General features: G+C 70.4%; 17 protein-coding genes and 2 tRNA genes. 4 read left to right on the top strand and 15 right to left on the bottom strand.

The window, feature by feature from the left end:
* Positions 1-297: 297 nt before the first annotated feature.
* Together ABD882_RS19075 and ABD882_RS04590 are read left to right on the top strand one after the other, a co-directional pair.
* On the top strand, positions 298-534 hold the full coding sequence (locus ABD882_RS19075) for a helix-turn-helix transcriptional regulator (RefSeq protein ID WP_425563326.1): 237 nt from the start codon (positions 298-300) through the stop codon (positions 532-534).
* A gap of 68 nt (positions 535-602) precedes the next feature.
* Positions 603-1,706: a tyrosine-type recombinase/integrase gene (locus ABD882_RS04590; RefSeq protein ID WP_345184809.1), complete on the top strand. Its 1,104-nt coding sequence runs from the start codon at positions 603-605 to the stop codon at positions 1,704-1,706.
* Here the strand turns inward: ABD882_RS04590 and ABD882_RS04585 are convergent.
* The 5 genes from ABD882_RS04585 to serS form a co-directional block, all read right to left on the bottom strand.
* Positions 1,685-1,774: transfer RNA gene (locus ABD882_RS04585), tRNA-Ser, on the bottom strand. The two genes, ABD882_RS04590 and ABD882_RS04585, sit on opposite strands and share 22 nt — an antisense overlap.
* Positions 1,775-1,862: 88 nt before the next feature.
* A complete protein-coding gene (locus ABD882_RS04580) occupies positions 1,863-3,044 on the bottom strand; it encodes an LCP family protein (protein WP_345184807.1) in 1,182 nt (393 codons plus the stop codon).
* Between the two features lie 98 nt (positions 3,045-3,142).
* A tRNA-Ser gene (locus ABD882_RS04575) sits at positions 3,143-3,227 on the bottom strand.
* A 155-nt stretch (positions 3,228-3,382) separates the two neighbouring features.
* Positions 3,383-4,228 carry an HAD family hydrolase gene (locus ABD882_RS04570; protein WP_345184805.1) on the bottom strand — a complete coding sequence of 282 codons (846 nt, stop codon included), beginning with the start codon at positions 4,226-4,228 and terminating at the stop codon, positions 3,383-3,385.
* A complete protein-coding gene (serS, locus tag ABD882_RS04565; protein WP_345184803.1) occupies positions 4,225-5,565 on the bottom strand; it encodes a serine--tRNA ligase in 1,341 nt (446 codons plus the stop codon). The genes ABD882_RS04570 and serS overlap by 4 nt, the downstream gene beginning before the upstream one ends.
* A 115-nt stretch (positions 5,566-5,680) precedes the next feature.
* Here serS and ABD882_RS04560 point away from each other — a divergent pair, with 115 nt between their 5' ends.
* Positions 5,681-6,676 carry a diacylglycerol/lipid kinase family protein gene (locus ABD882_RS04560; RefSeq protein ID WP_345184802.1) on the top strand — a complete coding sequence of 332 codons (996 nt, stop codon included), beginning with the start codon at positions 5,681-5,683 and terminating at the stop codon, positions 6,674-6,676.
* A gap of 55 nt (positions 6,677-6,731) precedes the next feature.
* On the opposite strand, the gene ABD882_RS04555 is transcribed toward ABD882_RS04560, so the two are convergent.
* The 3 genes from ABD882_RS04555 to ABD882_RS04545 form a co-directional block, all read right to left on the bottom strand.
* Positions 6,732-7,439: a hypothetical protein gene (locus tag ABD882_RS04555; protein WP_345184799.1), complete on the bottom strand. Its 708-nt coding sequence runs from the start codon at positions 7,437-7,439 to the stop codon at positions 6,732-6,734.
* Positions 7,440-7,480: 41 nt separating this feature from the next.
* On the bottom strand, positions 7,481-8,941 hold the full coding sequence (gene cls / locus ABD882_RS04550; RefSeq protein WP_345184797.1) for a cardiolipin synthase: 1,461 nt from the start codon (positions 8,939-8,941) through the stop codon (positions 7,481-7,483).
* Between the two features lie 95 nt (positions 8,942-9,036).
* Positions 9,037-9,210 (bottom strand): hypothetical protein, encoded by a 174-nt coding sequence (locus tag ABD882_RS04545; RefSeq protein WP_345184795.1) that lies wholly within the window; start codon positions 9,208-9,210, stop codon positions 9,037-9,039.
* Positions 9,211-9,383: 173 nt separating this feature from the next.
* On the opposite strand from ABD882_RS04545, the gene ABD882_RS04540 reads away from it, so the two are divergent.
* Positions 9,384-10,595: a DUF4192 family protein gene (locus ABD882_RS04540; protein WP_345184793.1), complete on the top strand. Its 1,212-nt coding sequence runs from the start codon at positions 9,384-9,386 to the stop codon at positions 10,593-10,595.
* Here the strand turns inward: ABD882_RS04540 and lysS are convergent.
* From lysS to folB, 7 genes are all read right to left on the bottom strand, one after another.
* Positions 10,546-12,069 carry a lysine--tRNA ligase gene (gene lysS, locus ABD882_RS04535; protein ID WP_345184792.1) on the bottom strand — a complete coding sequence of 508 codons (1,524 nt, stop codon included), beginning with the start codon at positions 12,067-12,069 and terminating at the stop codon, positions 10,546-10,548. The two genes, ABD882_RS04540 and lysS, sit on opposite strands and share 50 nt — an antisense overlap.
* Positions 12,070-12,287: 218 nt before the next feature.
* Positions 12,288-12,968 carry a DUF2520 domain-containing protein gene (locus tag ABD882_RS04530; protein ID WP_345184790.1) on the bottom strand — a complete coding sequence of 227 codons (681 nt, stop codon included), beginning with the start codon at positions 12,966-12,968 and terminating at the stop codon, positions 12,288-12,290.
* Positions 12,965-14,701 (bottom strand): PH domain-containing protein, encoded by a 1,737-nt coding sequence (locus tag ABD882_RS04525; RefSeq protein ID WP_345184789.1) that lies wholly within the window; start codon positions 14,699-14,701, stop codon positions 12,965-12,967. The genes ABD882_RS04530 and ABD882_RS04525 overlap by 4 nt, the downstream gene beginning before the upstream one ends.
* Positions 14,698-15,408 carry a PH domain-containing protein gene (locus ABD882_RS04520; RefSeq protein ID WP_345184787.1) on the bottom strand — a complete coding sequence of 237 codons (711 nt, stop codon included), beginning with the start codon at positions 15,406-15,408 and terminating at the stop codon, positions 14,698-14,700. The genes ABD882_RS04525 and ABD882_RS04520 overlap by 4 nt, the downstream gene beginning before the upstream one ends.
* Positions 15,368-15,895 carry a DUF3180 domain-containing protein gene (locus ABD882_RS04515; RefSeq protein WP_345184785.1) on the bottom strand — a complete coding sequence of 176 codons (528 nt, stop codon included), beginning with the start codon at positions 15,893-15,895 and terminating at the stop codon, positions 15,368-15,370. The genes ABD882_RS04520 and ABD882_RS04515 overlap by 41 nt, the downstream gene beginning before the upstream one ends.
* Entirely contained in the window at positions 15,892-16,488 is a 597-nt protein-coding gene (folK, locus tag ABD882_RS04510; RefSeq protein ID WP_345184783.1) for a 2-amino-4-hydroxy-6-hydroxymethyldihydropteridine diphosphokinase, read from the bottom strand. Before folK ends, ABD882_RS04515 begins: the two co-directional genes overlap by 4 nt.
* Complete coding sequence (gene folB / locus ABD882_RS04505) at positions 16,485-16,880, bottom strand: dihydroneopterin aldolase (protein WP_345184781.1); 396 nt, start codon at positions 16,878-16,880, stop codon at positions 16,485-16,487. Before folB ends, folK begins: the two co-directional genes overlap by 4 nt.
* Positions 16,881-16,886 lie beyond the last annotated feature (6 nt).

The raw sequence follows: 16,886 nt of genomic DNA, 5'->3' as shown, positions 1-16,886 counted from the left end.
ACCCCATACCGCTCTCGGAGGCCTCACTCCCATCGACCGCGTCCACAACGTCAGTGGGAAGAACATCTAGTGCGCTACACCGCTCGCGCCCGTTCGCCCACCCAGATCCAAACGGCCCGCGTCGTCTCTGGACATCTCACGGTCACCATCCGGTTACTGTGTAATTTAATTATCCAGAAGACTGAGATCCGTACCGTTGTCGGTTTCAAACACTTCTCTGCACCCCTTTTAGGAAAGGACCACTCCCGATGAGCGGCCGAGGAAACGACGACGTGAAGATCTACTGAAGGGCGAACCATGAAGATCCGATCCATCCACGCCCAGCCTTTGTCGGCGAACGTCACGCAGGCCACGGCGGAGGCCAGCGAGAAGCTCTGGTATACAGAGGCCGAGTTGGCGTCCTTGCTCCGAGTGCACCCGTCGACCATCTCTCGTCGCGTCCGAGAGGGGACCCTCCCGGTCAAGCCCCTTCTCGTCGGAACCCGCCGCGTCTACCCCGTCGCGGAAGTCCATCGCCTCGCCGGTCTACGGTGATGAGTATCGAACGAAGAGAGAGCGCAGCCGGTGTGCGGTGGCGTGTTCGGCTACATTCCAGCGGCAGGGTGATCGCCGACCAGACGTTCACCACCAAGCGGGCCGCAGAAGCGTGGGAACACCAGCAGAAGGAGGCGCTGCATAGCGGCGACTTCGTCTCACCTCAGCAGACGCGCACACCGGTCCTGGAGGTCGCCGCCGAGTTCTTGGCGGCTCGCGCCGGTCAGATCGCGCCGCATACCTGGCGAACCGACCGGGACAACCTCGCCGCGCTGCCACCGAGGTTCGCGGCCCGACCCATCGGGTCAGTATCCGAGGCCGACGTACTCGGACTCCTCACTGACCTTCTGAGCATGCGAGCGCACTCCACGGTGTCGCGCATGCGAACCACCCTCTCCGCATTGTGGACCTGGGCCGTCCGCGAACGATGGACACCCACCAACCCTGTCCGCGGGGTCCGGATGCCCTCAGGATCCGTCCAAGCTCACGACCACGGCCCCCTAACAGGGCCTGCCCTGGCGATGATGCTTGATGCACAGCGAGCCCGATCTCCGCGCGATGCCCACATCACGGAATGGCTAAGCCTTACCGGACTCCGCTGGTCCGAGCTGCGCGCGCTGCGCGTCGCTGACCTACAAGACGTCCCGTTCCCTGCCGTACAGGTGCTTCGCGCGCAGAGCGATGGCTATGCCGAGAAGGCTCCAAAATCGGCTCGCGGCCGTCGCACCGTTCCACTTGTCGCTCGTGCACATGAGATCGCCCAAGCGTGGGCATCGGGCAAGGGCCCGGCAGCCTATCTCGCGACAAGCGCGACCGGTCTCCAGCTCCGTGGCTCGTACTTTCGGCGCGCCGTCGCGTGGACGAAGACTTCGCCGGATCACACCATTCACGATCTAAGGCACTACGCGGCCAGCTCCTGGCTTCGCCAGGGGATCCCGATCAACCAGGTCGCCGCATGGCTGGGTGACGATCCGAGAACAGTCCTGAAGGTTTACGCGCACGTTCTCGGCGAGGCACAGGACATCGAAGCACTACGCCGCCTGAACGCGTCGCTCCCCTCACACTCCCCTGACAACGCATCAGGAGACGACGCGACCGGGGAAGATAAACCAGAGAGAGCCCGCAAATCATGGTCTGACCAGGAAAAACTTGGCGGAGACGGAGGGATTTGAACCCTCGGTCCCCTTGCGAGGACTCCACCTTAGCAGGGTGGTGCACTAGGCCACTATGCGACGTCTCCAGATGCTCAGCGAGCCGAACACCAGGGACCATCCTAACCGGTCGGCGCAGGCGGTGCGAACCAGGCCCCGCCCCCACCCCGCCCGCCCTCAGCCGCTGTAGCCGTTGCCGTTCGAGCAGGTCTGCTGCGCGGCGGACTGACCGGACACGTTCTGCGGCAGCGCGACCGACGTGGAGGACGGATCCGGCGTGGGCTCCGTGCTCGGGGTCGCACCGTCGGACGGGGTCGCGCTGTCGGTCGGCGCGGGCGTCGCCGAGACGACCGCATCGTTTCGCTGTCCCGTCACCTGGATCACCTGGTTCGCGGCGAGCGCGGCCCAGAGCTTGTCCGCGCTGTTCTCATCCGGCACGACCTTGTTCGGGTTGTCCGGGTCGGTGAGCACGGGGTAATTGACGAAGTTGATCTGGTCCAGCGGCACGTCCTTCATCGCGAGGGCGATCTGCACCAGCAGCGTCGGGCTGGTCAGCGTGGTGCTGGGGGTGACGTTCGACATCACGGTGTGCGCGAGCTTGAGCAGGGTGCCCGGGTTGCCGAGCACCTCGCTCGAGACCATCTTGCGGGCCAGTGACGACATGTACACCTGCTGGTTGCTGCCACGACCGAGGTCGCTGCCATCGCCGACGCCGTGCCGGGTGCGCAGGAACTGCAGCGCCCAGTAGCCCTGCAGGGTGTGCGTGCCAGCCGTGAGGTTCAGGCCGGTGTCGGGATCGCTCATGCCGTTCGCGACGCACACGTCGACTCCGCCGATCGCGTCCGTGATCTTCATCACGCCGCCCCAGGTGACCTTCGCCGCGAACTGGATGTCGAGTCCGGAGACCTCGTGGATCGTCCGCGCGACGCAGTTCAGACCGCCGGTCTCGAGAGTGACGTTGATCGGCTGCTTCGACATCTCGCTGGTCGGGTTGCCCTGCGCGTCGGTGCAGGACGGGATCGGAACCATCAGGTCGCGCGGGAAGGTGATCACCGTCACGCGGCGCGGACTGTCCGAGATGTGCAGCACGAGGTTCGTGTCGTTGCGCTCGCCGGCGTTCTCCGGGTCGGAGCACCGATTGCCGAACTCGGCGGCGAAATCAGGCTCACAGACGTCGCTGCCCACGATCAGCATGTTCACGCCGCCCTTGATCGCCCCAATGTCCGGCGGCACCGAGCTCTGACCGTCCAGCGCCACCGCCTTCGCGGTGAACGTCTGCGACAGGTCGTACACGACATACCCGGTGACGGCGACGCCGGCCACGAGCACGACCGCCGCCGCGATGCCGATGAACTTCATCAGCTGGCTCCAGGCGGTCGGACGGCGCAGCTGACCGTGTCCGGCGACAGGGCGTCGGGATCGGGACGTCGGGCTCACACGGTGCCTTTCACGAAGTGCGGAGAGTGTGGGATTCGAACCCACGGGACATTGCTGCCCACTGGTTTTCAAGACCAGGTCCTTCGGCCGCTCGGACAACTCTCCTCAGCGCGCCGGGGGGCACGCCGATCAGGCGTCGAGTCTATCGGAGAACCGGGGAGCACCCCTGCGGGCGCTCTCCCATTGTGGACGGTACGCCTGGAGAGGTCCTGAATGCCCTGATCACAGGCAGGATGCGGGGCCGGCCGGATCCGTCGAACTCAGTTCGTGGGGACGGCGGACGCCCCGACGACGCGGTCCAGGGCCGTCGCCAGCCCGCCGTCCTCGACGTCGCCGGTGACCTCGCCGGCCGCGATCCTGACCTCGTCCGGCGCCTGCCCCATCGCCACCGCACGGCCGCCGAGAGCGCGCGCCCAGGCGAACATGCCGAGGTCGTTGCGCCCGTCGCCGGCGACGAAGACCCGGTTTCCGTTCACGGCGCGCTGCTGCCGGACTCGCTCGAGCGCGGTGCCCTTGTCCACGCCGAGCGGCGCGATGTCGAGCCACGCCGTCCAGCCGATCGCGTACGACACCTCGTTCAGGCCCGCCTCCTGCACGAGGCGATGGAAGTCATCCTCGTCGTGGCCGGGCGCGACCACGACCACGCGCGATACCTCGTGCGCGGCGAGCTCGGCGAAGCTCACCTGGCGCCCGTCGTCGAGCGTCCAGTCGTCGAGCTCGGCCGTGTACAGGCGCTGACCGGATCCGAGTTCCACCATGTAGCGCGCATTCGGAAGGCGGTCGTGCAGCAGCGCGAGCACGGCCGCGGGATCGAACGTCTCCACCTGCCAGCGCTCGTACGCCTCCGCGACGGGGGTCCCTTCTGCCGCGTCGTCGATCCGGCGCAGCGTGACCGCGCCGTTCGAGCACACCACGAACTGCGGACGGATCCCGAGCACGTCCAGGAAGCGATGCGTCCCCATCCAGCTGCGCCCGGTGGCGAGCATGACCTCGTTCCCCGCGTCGCGGATCCGGGCCACCGCGTCGACCACGCCCGGGCTCATCGTCTCGTCCTGCAGCAGGATCGTGCCGTCGATGTCGAGGCCGACGAGCCAGGGCCGGGTCATGCGTCCGCGCCCGCGGTCCCGGAGCCTGTCGCAGGGGTCGCAGGGGCCGTGGCGGCGCCGAGCGGCCTCAGCACGTCGATCCCGCTCAGGTACGGGCGCAGCACCTCCGGCACCCGTACGGATCCGTCGGCCTGCTGGTGCGTCTCGAGGATCGCGACGATCCAGCGCGTGGTCGCCAGCGTGCCGTTCAGCGTGGCGACGGGCTGGGTCTTCGCGGCCTTGCCGTCCTCGGCCGATCGGCGGTGCCGGATGTCGAGGCGGCGCGCCTGGTAGGTGGTGCAGTTCGAGGTGGACGTGAGCTCGCGGAACGCGCCCTGGGTGGGCACCCACGCCTCGATGTCGTACTTGCGCGCGGCACTGGATCCGAGATCCCCCGCGGCGACGTCGATGACGCGGTAGCTGAGGCCCAGCGCGGTGAGCATCTGCTCCTGCAGCGCGACGAGACGCAGGTGCTCGGCCTCGGCGTCGGCCGGATCCGTGTAGACGAACATCTCCAGCTTGTTGAACTGGTGCACGCGGATGATGCCGCGGGTGTCCTTGCCGTAGGAGCCCGCCTCGCGGCGGTAGCAGGTGGACCAGCCGGCGTAGCGCAGCGCACCCTCGGAGAGGTCGAGGATCTCGTCCTTGTGGTAGCCGGCGAGGGCGACCTCGCTGGTGCCGACCAGATACAGGTCGTCGTCCTTGTCGAGGTGGTAGACCTCATCGGCGTGCTCGCCGAGGAAGCCCGTGCCCTGCATGATCTCGGGGCGCACGAGCGTCGGCACGATCATCGGCGTGAACCCGGCGGCGAGTGCGGTGTCGAGCGCGAGGTTCATCAGCGCGATCTCGAGGCGGGCCCCGATGCCCTTGAGGAAGTAGAACCGGGCGCCGGAGACCTTCGCCCCGCGCTCCATGTCGATCGCGCCGAGCAGCTCGCCGATCGCGAGGTGGTCGCGCGGCTCGAAGTCGAACGTCGGCACATCGCCGACGCGGCGGAGCTCGACGAAGTCCTCCTCGCCGCCCGCGGGGACGCCGTCGATGATGACGTTCTCGATCCGGGCGAGGGCGGCGGAAGCCGACTCGGTAGCCTCCTTCGACGCGGCCTCGGCCTGCTTCACCCGCTCGGAGAGCTCCTTGACCTGCGCGACGAGGGCGGCCTTCTCCTCCTTCGGCGCGGCGGCGACCTTCTTGCCGAACGCGTTCTGCTCAGCGCGGAGATCCTCGAAGGCGGTGAGTGCGGCGCGGCGCGATCGGTCCGCCTCGATCGCCGCGTCGACGGACTCCGGAGCGTTGCCGCGCGCGGCCTGGGACTGACGGACGAGCTCGGGCTCATCGCGGAGGAGGGCGAGATCGATCACCCGTCAAGTCTAGTCAGCCGGTGCGACGCGGAATCCCGGCCGCCGACGGGCGACGCCGGGGAAGCCGCACCTCCGAGACAGCCCCGGAAAGCGCACGCCGGAATAGGCTGAACGCATGACCGACGACCCCCGACGTCCGCGCGCGGCGCTCGTCGTCAACCCGGTCAAGGCGGATGCGCCGAAGCTCGTCGAACTGCTGCGGTCGCTGTCTGCCGAAGCCGGCTGGGAGCCCCCGCACATCCTCGAGACGTCGGTCGAGGATCCGGGCCAGGAAGCGACCAGGACCGCTCTCGCGGAGGGTGCAACCGCCGTGCTCGTCGCCGGCGGGGACGGCACCGTGCGCGCGGTCTCCGAGACCATGGCCGGCACGGACGTGCCGCTCTCGATCGTGCCGAGCGGCACAGGCAATCTCCTCGCGCGCAATCTCGGCCTGGCACTGGACTCCCCCGCGACCGCGATCAATGCCGTCTTCCACGGCGATCGGCACCCGATCGACATCGGCTGGGCGGAGTTGACCCGTGCGGACGGCGAGCGGCATGAGCACGGCTTCGTGGTGCTCGCCGGGATCGGGCTGGACGCGCACATGATCGCGAAGACCCGTCCCGGTCTGAAGAAGTCGGTGGGCTGGGTCGCCTACGTCGACGGCGCCGCGCGCTCCCTGCCCGGGGCGAAGCCGTTCCGCATCATGTACGCCATCGAGGACGAGCGGCTGCACTCGGTGAAGGTGCACAGCATGCTGTTCGCCAACTGCGGTGCGCTGCCGGCCGGGATCTCGTTGATCCCGGACGCGTCGATCACCGACGGACACCTGGACGTCGCCGTGTTCCAGGGCGGCGGGCCGTTCGCCTGGCTGGCCGTATGGCGCACGGTGTGGTGGCAGAACTCGGTGCTGCGGCGCACCAAGGCGGGGCGGCGGGTGATCGAGCTGGCCGGATCCAACCGCTCGGTGCGGTTCCTGCGCGGGCGCGACGCCGAGGCCGCCACGACCGAACCCGCTCCGGTGGAGCTGGACGGCGACGAGTTCGGCAAGGCGGTGCGGATCCGCTGCCGTATCGATCACGGCGCGCTGCTGATCGCCGTGCCGGCAGGACATGTGATCAGCCCGGCGTGAGCGACCCTCTCTGCGCTCTGCGGCCCGCCCCCGAGTCCGTTCGGCCGCTGCGGCGTCAGCCGATCACCGGCACCTCGCCGTCGAGGTGGTCGCCGGTGAGCGTCAGCGTGTACCCGGCGGGGTCGGCCGGGGTGGTCACGCCGAGGACCGTGAGCCGCGGTACGAAGTCTCTGGTGCAGACCTTGGTCGCGTCCGTGGCGAACGTGACCGTCGCGCCGCTCTTGGCTTCCACGAGCTTCTCGATGACCGGCGGACAGGTCGAGGATCCCCAGGTCAGCAGCACGATCCCGTCCGGTGCGAACCAGCCGGCGCTGGGCTTGCCCTCGGTCTTCGATCCCCCGTCAATAGCGCTGTTTCCCGCCAGCGGAACCCGCCCGCCGAACGTGTCGCCCTGGAAGGAGAGCGCCACGTCCTTGGTCGGATCCACCCCCTGGGGCACCGCGACGTAGGTGCCGCGGGGCGCGAAGTCGGCGGTGCACACGATGTCAGCGGCCGGCCCTGCGAGCGTCACGGACACCGTCTGCCCCTCGGCCTGCACGTCGGCGACGGCCGGTGCGCAGGCGATCGACGAGGAGCCCCAGGTGACCAGCGCGATCCCCCGTCCGCCGTCGAGCCAGGCCGCGGCTGGATCGGTCGAGGGCGCCGCGGACGGCGCGGTGGTCGGGGCTGCGGGCGTGGTCGGCTCCAGCTGGGCACAGGCCGCCAGCGTGAGTGTGAGAGTGGCGGCGAGCGCCGCGATGGCCAGACCGGTTCGCTTCCTCATGGGCTCATGCTAGTCAGGTCTGCGTCGCGCGTGGGGTGGGCCTACTGCAGCGAGGATGTGAGCCGGGCCAGGTTGTCCAGGACCGTCGAGCGCAGCGGCTGCTGCATCCATTCCTCGAGGGTGAGCTCGCGGCTGAGCGAGCGGTAGCGATCCTCGACCTCGCGCATCTCGCGGACGAACTCCTCCCCGCGCACCAGCATGGACACCTCCAGGTTCAGGCCGAAGGAGCGCATGTCCATGTTGCTGGATCCGATCACGGCGATGTCGTCATCGATGGTGAGGCTCTTGGTGTGCAGGATGTAGGGCTTGCGATACATCCAGATGCGGATCCCGGCCTTGAGCAGCGCCTCGTAGTAGCTGCGCTGGGCGTGATAGACGACGGCCTGATCGCCCTCCTCCGACACGAAAAGCTCGACCTGCACGCCGCGGTCGCAGGCGGTGGACACCGCGAGCAGCAGCGCCTCGTCCGGCACGAAGTAGGGGCTCACGATCATGATCTTGCGCTTCGCGCCGTACAACAGCCCGAGGAACAGGCGCAGGTTGTTCTCGACCTCGAAGCCGGGCCCCGACGGGACGATCTGGCAGTCCAGGTCGCCGCTGCCGCGCTCGACGGGGACGAACTCCACCGACTCCGGGATGTCGTCGGTCTCGCTGTACCAGTCGGACAGGAACACCGCGTTGATGCTGGCCACCACCGGCCCGTCGATGCGCACCATGAGATCGACCCAGTGCAGCCCGCGCTTGATGTTCTTGGGCAGGTTGTAGGTCGAGTCGGTGACGTTCTGCGATCCGAGGAACGCGACCTCGCCGTCGACCACGAGGAGCTTGCGGTGGTTGCGCAGATCCGGTCGCTGCGTGCGCCCCTTCAGCGGCTGCACGGGCAGCATCAGGTGCCAGTCGGCGCCCATCGCGTCGAGCCGCGCGATCGTCTTCTTGTAGCGCGGCTTCCAGCGGTTCGCCCAGTGATCCAGCAGCACCCGGACCGGAACCCCCCGGGCGGCGACCTCCTCCAGGGCGCGGAAGAAGTCGTCGGTCGCGGCGTCGGACTGCAGGATGTAGAACTCGACGTGGACGTAGTTCTGCGCCCGGCGGATCTCGGCGGCCATGGCGTCGAGGGATCCCTGATAGTCGGAGATGAGGTGCGCCCCGTTGCCGCCCACCAGCGGCAGCGCCCCGAGACTCTGATTCATGCGCACCAGGGAGGCGACCCACTCCGGCATGTCGGGCCTGGCGCCGCCGAGATGCAGGCCCTTGGTGACCTCGGCGATCGCCGCGTTGATCTGATCCTGCTTCTTGCGGCGGGCGCGCGGCAGACGCGGGTTGCCGATCAGCAGGAACAGCAGCACGCCGATGTACGGGATGAAGTAGATGGCGAGCAGCCAGGCCGTGGCGGCGGTGGGGCGGCGATTGCGGGGGACCACGATGATCGCGATGATGCGGATCGTGAGATCGATCACCACGGCGATCGAGATGATCCACCAGGGCCACGTATCAGGCCACATGTCGCCACTCCTGATCCGGTCGCCGCCGATCGGCGGTTTCGTCCACAGTAGCGGGTGCCTCCGACGTCATCGGGGACGTCGCGGCTCGGGCGCAGTCAGGGGCGCGGCGGGAGGCCCCGGGCCGCGCGTTCCTCGGCCTCGATGCGCGCGTGAGTGCGGCGCTCGGTGCGGTCGAAGCGGATGATCCCGCGCAGCACGAACCAGAACACGATGCAGACGACGATGGTCGGGATGATCGACCACGCGGCCGCGACCCAGAACTCGTCCATGCTCCGATCCTACCCGGGAGGTCGGTGCACGGGCTGAGAGCGGTGGCTGCTGCGCCCTTGCCTGACGGTTCCGAGTCCGTTGGGTCCGCACATTCGCGATTTCGGAACTTCTGCCCACCCTCCTCGTTCGTGGCGCGGAATCCGGCGTCAGGTGCGAGACGATCCTGGAGCGCATGACAACCATCGTTCATGCCTCCGGCGCCGCCGAACTGCTCGCCGCCATCCCCGTCCTGACCGGGTTCGCTCCTCACGATTCGCTCGTGCTGCTGCCGTTCCGCGGATCCCGCACCGCCGGCGCGCTGCGGTTCGATCTGCCGGCGCCCGGCCCGGATCCGGGTTCCCTGGCGGAGGAGTTCGCGGCGACCGCCGTGGGGCTCGCCTGCCGGGTGCCCGACACGGACGCGCTCGCGATCGCGGTGTACGTGCAGGCGCCGTCGCGTGCTGCGGGTGCCGAGGCGGCCGCGGCGGATCCGCTGCTGCCCGCCGCTGAGCTCGTGGCGGAGCTGACGCTACGCGCGGAGGCGTGCGGGCTGCGCGTCGTGGAGGCCCTGCACGTCGGTGCCGATGCGTGGTCCGACTACCGCGACCCGTCGGCGGCGCCGCATCCGCTCGCCGAGATCCCCGCGGCTCCCGAAGTACCCGGGTTCGCGGGGCCCGCGCCGGACCAGCTGTCCGGCACCGAGCTGCCGGATCCCGGATTGCTGGAGACCGAGTCGGTCGGGCGGGCGCTGATCGCGGTGGAACGCGTGCTCGGACCGGCAGGGCCGGCGCGGAAGCCACCGGACGGCACCACGCCGGTCGATCCGCGTGCGCACGAGGCCGCGCTGATGCTGGACGATCTGCCGTCGTTCCTGGAGGAGGTGCTGGACGCGCCGGAGGCGCAGTCGCCGTTCGCGACCGCCGCGCTGATCTGGATCCTGAATCGCCCCGCGCTGCGCGACGTCGCGCTCGTGCAGTGGGCGTGCGACATCGATCTCGGGGACGCCGCCCTGGCCGCGCAGCTGTCCTTCCGCGAGAACGGGACGCAGGTTCCGGACGACGTGGGCGGCATCATGATCGGGCACGGCCCGCGTCCCGATCCCGACCGGCTCGGCGTCGCGCTGACGCTGGTGCGGCGCACGATCGCGCTCGCGCCGCGACCGACCAGGGCCGGCGCGCTGGCGGCCGCCGCATGGTTGTCGTGGGCGAGGGGCAGATCGACCCACGCCACGCACTACCTCGATCAGCTAGATGGGATCGATCCCGAGCTCTCGTTCGCGCACCTGCTGCGCGCCCTGATCGATGCGGGCATGCTTCCAGACTGGGCGTTCGAAGGCGCGCGCCCGGCCGGATCCGTCACTTCACGAGCGGGAAGAGGATCGTCTCGCGGATACCGAGGCCGGTGACGGCCATGAGCAGGCGGTCGATACCCATGCCCATGCCGCCGGTCGGGGGCATGCCGTGCTCGAGCGCCCGCAGGAACTCCTCGTCCACGCGCATGGCCTCGAGGTCGCCGCCGGCGGCGAGCTTCGCCTGCTCGACGAATCGCTCACGCTGGATGACGGGGTCGATGAGCTCGGAGTATCCCGTGGCGAGCTCGAAGCCGCGCACGTACAGGTCCCACTTCTCCACGACGCCGGGGATCGTGCGGTGCTCGCGCACGAGCGGCGAGGTGTCGACGGGGAAGTCCATCACGAACGTGGGTCGCTCCAGGCCGCCCTTGACGAAGTGCTCCCACAGCTCCTCGATGAGCTTGCCGTGGGTGGCGTGCGGGGGGACCTCGACGCCGTTCGCCTCGGCGAAGGCGATGAGGTCTGCCACCGGGTCGGCCGGGGTGAAGGTGCGCCCCGCGGCGTCGGACAGCGAGTCGTACATCGAGATGCGCGCCCACTCGCCGCCGAGGTCGTACTCGGTGCCGTCGGCCCAGGTCACGGTGGTCGAGCCGGCGACCGCGATGGCCGCGTTCTGCACGAGTTCCTGCGTGAGATCGGCGATCCCGTTGTAGTCGGAGTACGCCTGGTATGCCTCGAGCATCGCGAACTCGGGGCTGTGGGTGGAGTCGGCACCCTCGTTGCGGAAGTTGCGGTTGATCTCGTACACGCGCTCGATGCCGCCGACGACAGCGCGCTTCAGGTAGAGCTCCGGCGCGATGCGCAGGAACAGCTCGGTGTCGAATGCGTTCGAGTGGGTGATGAAGGGGCGGGCTGAGGCACCGCCGTGCTGCACCTGCAGCATCGGGGTCTCCACCTCGAGGAAGCCGTGGCCGGTGAAGGTCTGCCGCAGGCTGGCGTTGACCGCCGCGCGGGCGCGCACGGTGCTGCGGGCCTGATCGCGCAGGATCAGGTCGAGGAAGCGGCTGCGCACCCGGCCCTCCTCGCTGAGCTCGCCGTACGCGTTGGGCAGCGGCAGGATCGCCTTCGACGCGATCCGCCATTCGTCGGCCATGATCGAGAGCTCGCCGCGGCGGCTCGAGATGACCTCGCCGTGCACGAAGACGTGGTCGCCCAGGTCGACGAGTTCCTTCCACTGCGCCAGGGACTCCTCGCCGACGTTCGCGAGCGAGATCATCGCCTGGATCCGGGATCCGTCGCCCGCCTGCAGCGTCGCGAAGCAGAGCTTGCCGGTGTTGCGGCTGAACACCACCCGGCCCGCGACCCCGACCACGAGGCCGGTCTCCGCCCCCGCCTCGAGCTGGCCGTAGTCGGCGCGCAGCTGAGGGATCGTGTGCGTCACGGGAACCGCGACCGGGAAGGCTCCGCCGGCGGCGTCCGCACGCTCGGCGATCAGCCGCTCCCGCTTCGCCAGACGCACGGCCTTCTGCTCGAAGACGTCCTCGGAGGAGTCGTCGTTGTCGGGGGTCGGCGCGGGCGCGTCAGTCATGGGTGGGGCTCCTAGAAAGTCGCCGCCCAGTCTACCGGCGCCCGCCTGCGCCCCCGCCCGGCGCCCCCGGCTCTGCGCCCCGCCCGGCGCCCAGCCCCGGCTCTCCCCGGCATGCAACCCGCGAGACTGCAACTGGGCGGCGAGACAGCGGCAATGTGCTGCAGTCTCGCCGCCCAGTTGCAGTCTCGCGGAAAGAAGGGGGCGGAATCGGGGGGCGGTCAGTCCGGGGAGGCCTCGCGCAGGGCGCGGTCGAAGGTGGACGAGACGAGGGCGGAGAGGTAGCCGCCGGGGTTTTCCACTCCGATGCCGCGCAGGATCCCCGTCGCCTGGCCGACGATGGACCGTGCGAACTCCGATGCGGTCGCGATCGCCTCGGCGTAGGCGGGACGGTCCGCTTCGGCGATCACGACCGGCTCGCAGCCGAGCTCGACCGCGAGCGCCTGCGCGATCGGGAGCACCATGGCCGGCGCCGTGACCCCGGCGTACGAGGCCTGCAGCTGGCGCAGGTCGAGGGTGGTCCCGGTGAACGTGATCGCCGGGTGCACGGCGAGCGGGATCGCGCCGCGGCGCACGGCGGGTTCCAGCACGTCGGTGCCGTAGGCCGGATCCGGGTGCAGCACGAGCTGACCGGGTTGGAAGGCCTCGACCTCCGCCAGACCGGCGGCGAGGTCGGGGAGCTGATCGTGCGGCACGGCCAGCACGACGAGCTGGCTGGCGCGCACGAGATCGGCCGCCTCCATCACCGGCACTCCCGGCAGCACCGCGGCCGCGCGATCCGGATCCGATCCGGCCGTGATGCCGACCAGGCGATGCCCGGCACCGGCCAAGGCTGCGCCGATCACAGGGCCCACGCGTCCCGCGCCGACGATGCCGACGTCCAACCGCCCCGCGCGCATCACAACGCCCCCGGCGCGGATCCGGACTCCGCCGCCACCGGACGCGACCCGAGGGATCCGCCGAGATCGCGGGGAAGCGCGTGCCCCGCCGGCGACGCAGAGGGCGGCGCCTCCCGCTCCTCCGCCCAGCGGTGCGCCCTGTCCGCGGCCGCCGCACGCGCGGCGGAGACCGACAGGGTGTTCAGCATCCCGAGCAGGATCGCGCTGTCGATGCCCGAGACATCGCCGCGCACCGGCCCGGTCGCGGAATGCGCTCGCGCCTTGGCCACGCGCTGCGCGCGGTCGAGCGGCCCCTGGTGCAGCGAGAAGCCCTGCAGCCGGGCGAGCGGGAAGACGACCAGCTGCCGCCAGATCCGCCCGCGCCGCAGGAACAGCGCGAAGTCGGTGAGCGCGATGCCGTGCCGACGCCAGGACAGCGGCCGCCGCCACCCGGCGCGTGCCGGGATCGTCGCATACGGGTCGCCCGCATGCGGGCCGAGCACGCCCTGCTCCCAGATCAGCGGCACGGCCTCGGGCGGGGTGTCGGGCAGGATCAGCGCCAGCACCCGCTCGACGTCGGCTCTGGCTCCGACCGGCAGCACGATGTTGAACTGCTGCCCCTGGCTGGACTGCTGCCGCGCCGCGGTCTTGCCGCTCATCCGGTTGATCCGCACGGTCCACCATCCGAACGGACGCCAGAGCAGGTGCTGCGACACCTCGACGGCGAAGATGCGCCCCGGCGGGATCGTCTCGGTGACCGTCGTGAACAGGCCGAACGTGATCCGCACACCGTCGGGCGTCGGAGCGATCGAATACCGCAGCGCCCGCGCGATCCGGCCCCAGGTGACGGCGACCGCGGCGAACAGCAGCGGGACGCCCATCACCAGGCCGATGCCGAGCACCGCGAAACCGGCCCCCGGGCGACCGTCCGAGAGGAGCGTCGGCACGACGACGGCCATTCCGACGGCGAAGATGGCGGCGACGAACACCAGCCAGACGAGGCCGGAGAGCACGTGCGAGCCGACCAGGCGGCCGGTCGGGATCCGCAGCACGTGCTCCGGCGCGACGTCGTCGAGATCGACACCCGCGATCAGTCCGGTCACGCCGACGTCCATCGAATCGGCGAGCTGGGCGCGCAGGGTGCGAGCGGCGGCCGGATCCGCGCTGCCCCGTGTGGCCTCCCGGGCGTGCCGCGCCCCGGAGGCGAGGCGCAGGATGTCGGCGCGCACTGATTCGGCCTTCGCCGTGGAGAGGTACTCCAGCGGCACGTTCGCGTCATTGCCGGCGCCGTCGACCTCGAGCTTCGCGAGCCCGATCAGCCGCGCCGGGAAGGGACGCGTGAGGTTCACGCCCTGCACACGGTCCAGCGGAGCGCGCCGGTGCGAGCGGAAGATGACGCCCTTGCGCACCTCCACATGCGCCTCGGTGATCCGGAAGTCGTGGAATCGCCACATCAGCCAGAACAGGCCGATGAGCACCACCACGACACCCACCACCCCGAGCAGCACGACGAGCACGAGGTTGTTGTTCACGATCCAGTCGACCGGATCGCCGCCCAGCTCCGGCACGCGCGTCGGGGTGAACAGCGAGATCGCCCAGTACAGCATCCGCTCGCGCAGGTTCGCGATCAGATAGCCGAGCGCGATCACCAGCACCAGGCCGCCCTTGAGCAGCGGCGTGAGCGGATGCATGCGGTGCCACTCGCCGTCGGCGAGCGACGTCCCGGACGAAAGGGCGGCGGGCGCGGGGCTGGTCACAGGCCGGTCCGGCGCATCTCGGCGACGTCGATGAGGGTGTCGCGCAGGGTCTCGGCGGCGGCCTCGGTCATCCCGGGGATCTCGACCCCGGTGGTCGCGGCGGCGGTCACGAGCTTCAGCTTGGCGATCCCGAACGCCCGATCGACCGGGCCTCGCGTGATGTCCACGAGCTGCATGCGCCCGTACGGCACGGCGATCATGCGCTGCCAGAGGATCCCCTTGCGGAACACGATGTCGTCGGCGCGCAGCATGTACCCGATCGCCTTCGCCTGGCGCGGCAGGATCACGAGCTCGATCACCACGAACACGGCGAAGACCGCCGCGGCGATCCAGGGCCAGGGCCACGGCTGAGACGTCAGCGTCGTGACCGCGTAGGCGGCGACGGCGGCCACGGCGAGGTAGATGAGGCGCAGGAGCACCTCCGCGATCACGTACTTCGGCGAGATCTGGTGCCAGGATCCGTCCAGTGCGAGGGCTCCTTGCGCCTTCGGCTGGCGCAGTGCCGGGTAGGTGCCATCGTCGAGCACCGGCGCCGACGCGGGTGCCGTGTGCGCAGGGGCGGGCTCGGTCGCGGGTCGAGCGGCGGTCACGGGCGCGGTCGCCGGCCGGGCGGACATGTCACGCCACGAGGCGCGGGTCGCCGGAATGATCGGCGCGGACGCGGGCTCAGTGCCCGGTGCCTGCGGCGGCTCGGGAATGGTCGTCATCGTCGTCCTCCAGGTGCGGCCCGTGCGGGTCGTCGGGATCGTGTGGGCCGCCGCCTCCCGGCAGCAGGCAGAAACTCTCGGCCACGATGGCCGCGATCGTCAGCACGAGCGCCGCGGCGGCCGTCGCCAGGACGGCGGTGAGGGAGCCGAGCGGCGGTGCGATCGGCCGCGAGAGCAGGTAGGCGCCGAGCCCGACGCCGAACCCGGTGATCACGGCCCCGAGCAGGCTCGAGGCGCGCGCGAGCATCGCGATCCGCACGGCGCGGAACGGATCCACCCGGCGCCGCGGGAGCGCATGGGTGCTGCGGCGGATCGGCCACGCGAAGGCGAGCACGGCGATCGCGAGCAGCACGAGGAAGATCGGCAGAGCGACCGCGGGCGTGAACGTCGCCCGCCCGGCGGTGGTCAGCGCGTGGTCGAGCAGGAAACCCGCGGCTCCGCCGGCGAGGGCGAGCACGAGCAGCACGATCGGCGAGGTGCGCCTCATGTCCCGCTCCCCGGAGCGGCGCCGGCGGTGCCGTCGTCGTCGCCGTCGTTCTCGAGCGCGGCCAGAAGGTCGGCGACCCGGCCCTTCCCGGGCAGCACGGCATCCGGATCCAGCTCCAGCCAGGGGGCGAGCACGAACGTGCGCTCGGCGGCCCGGGGGTGCGGCAGCAGCAGGTGCTCCTCGGAACTGCGGACGTCGCCGTAGGCGATCAGGTCGAGGTCGAGGGTGCGATCGCCCCAGCGCTCCGCGCGGATCCGCCCGTGCTGCTCCTCTATCGCGTGCAGCATGCCGAGCAGGACCTGCGGGGCGAGTCGCGTGGTCACGATCGCGACGGCGTTCGCGTACCGGGGCGCGTCCGGATCCGGCCCGTCCGGCCGCACCGCCACGGTCGTGATGAGGCGCGAGACCCGCACGTCGTCGACGAGCGGCAGCCGCCGGATCGCCCGCACGGCGTCGTCGATGGTGGCGGTCGTGTCGCCGAGGTTGGAGCCGAGCGCGACGACGGCCTGCACCGGCTCGTCGCCCGGACGCGGATCGAGCACGGGCAGCCGGCGGCCGCGCGGCACCGGCGGGATGGGGTGGATCGGGCTCATCGCGACACGGTCCAGGAGGGCTCGGCGGGGCGTCCGCGGTGCACGGTCACCGACACGTCGCCGAAGGTCAGCGGGATCGGCGCCTGCGGCTTGTGCACGGTGACGTCGACGCCGTGGATCCGCTCGTCCTGCAGCACCGCGTCGGCGATCCGGCTGGCGAGCTTCTCGAGCAGGTTCACGGGCTCGCCGGCGACGATCGCGGCGACCCGCTCGGCGAGCTCGCCGTAGTGCACGGTGTCGGCGACGTCGTCGCTCGCCGCGGCGGCTCGCAGCGACAGGTGCAGCCGCAGGTCGACGACGAAGTCCTGCCCGTTCTCGCGCTCGTGCGCGTACACGCCGTGCCGCCCGAACACGGTGAGACCGGTCAGCGTGATCGTGTCGAGGAAGTCCATGGCTCT

This window comes from Microbacterium panaciterrae (assembly GCF_039541635.1).
In the GTDB taxonomy this organism is placed as follows: Bacteria; Actinomycetota; Actinomycetes; order Actinomycetales; family Microbacteriaceae; genus Microbacterium; species Microbacterium panaciterrae.
This window is presented reverse-complemented; position numbering and strand designations above follow the sequence as displayed.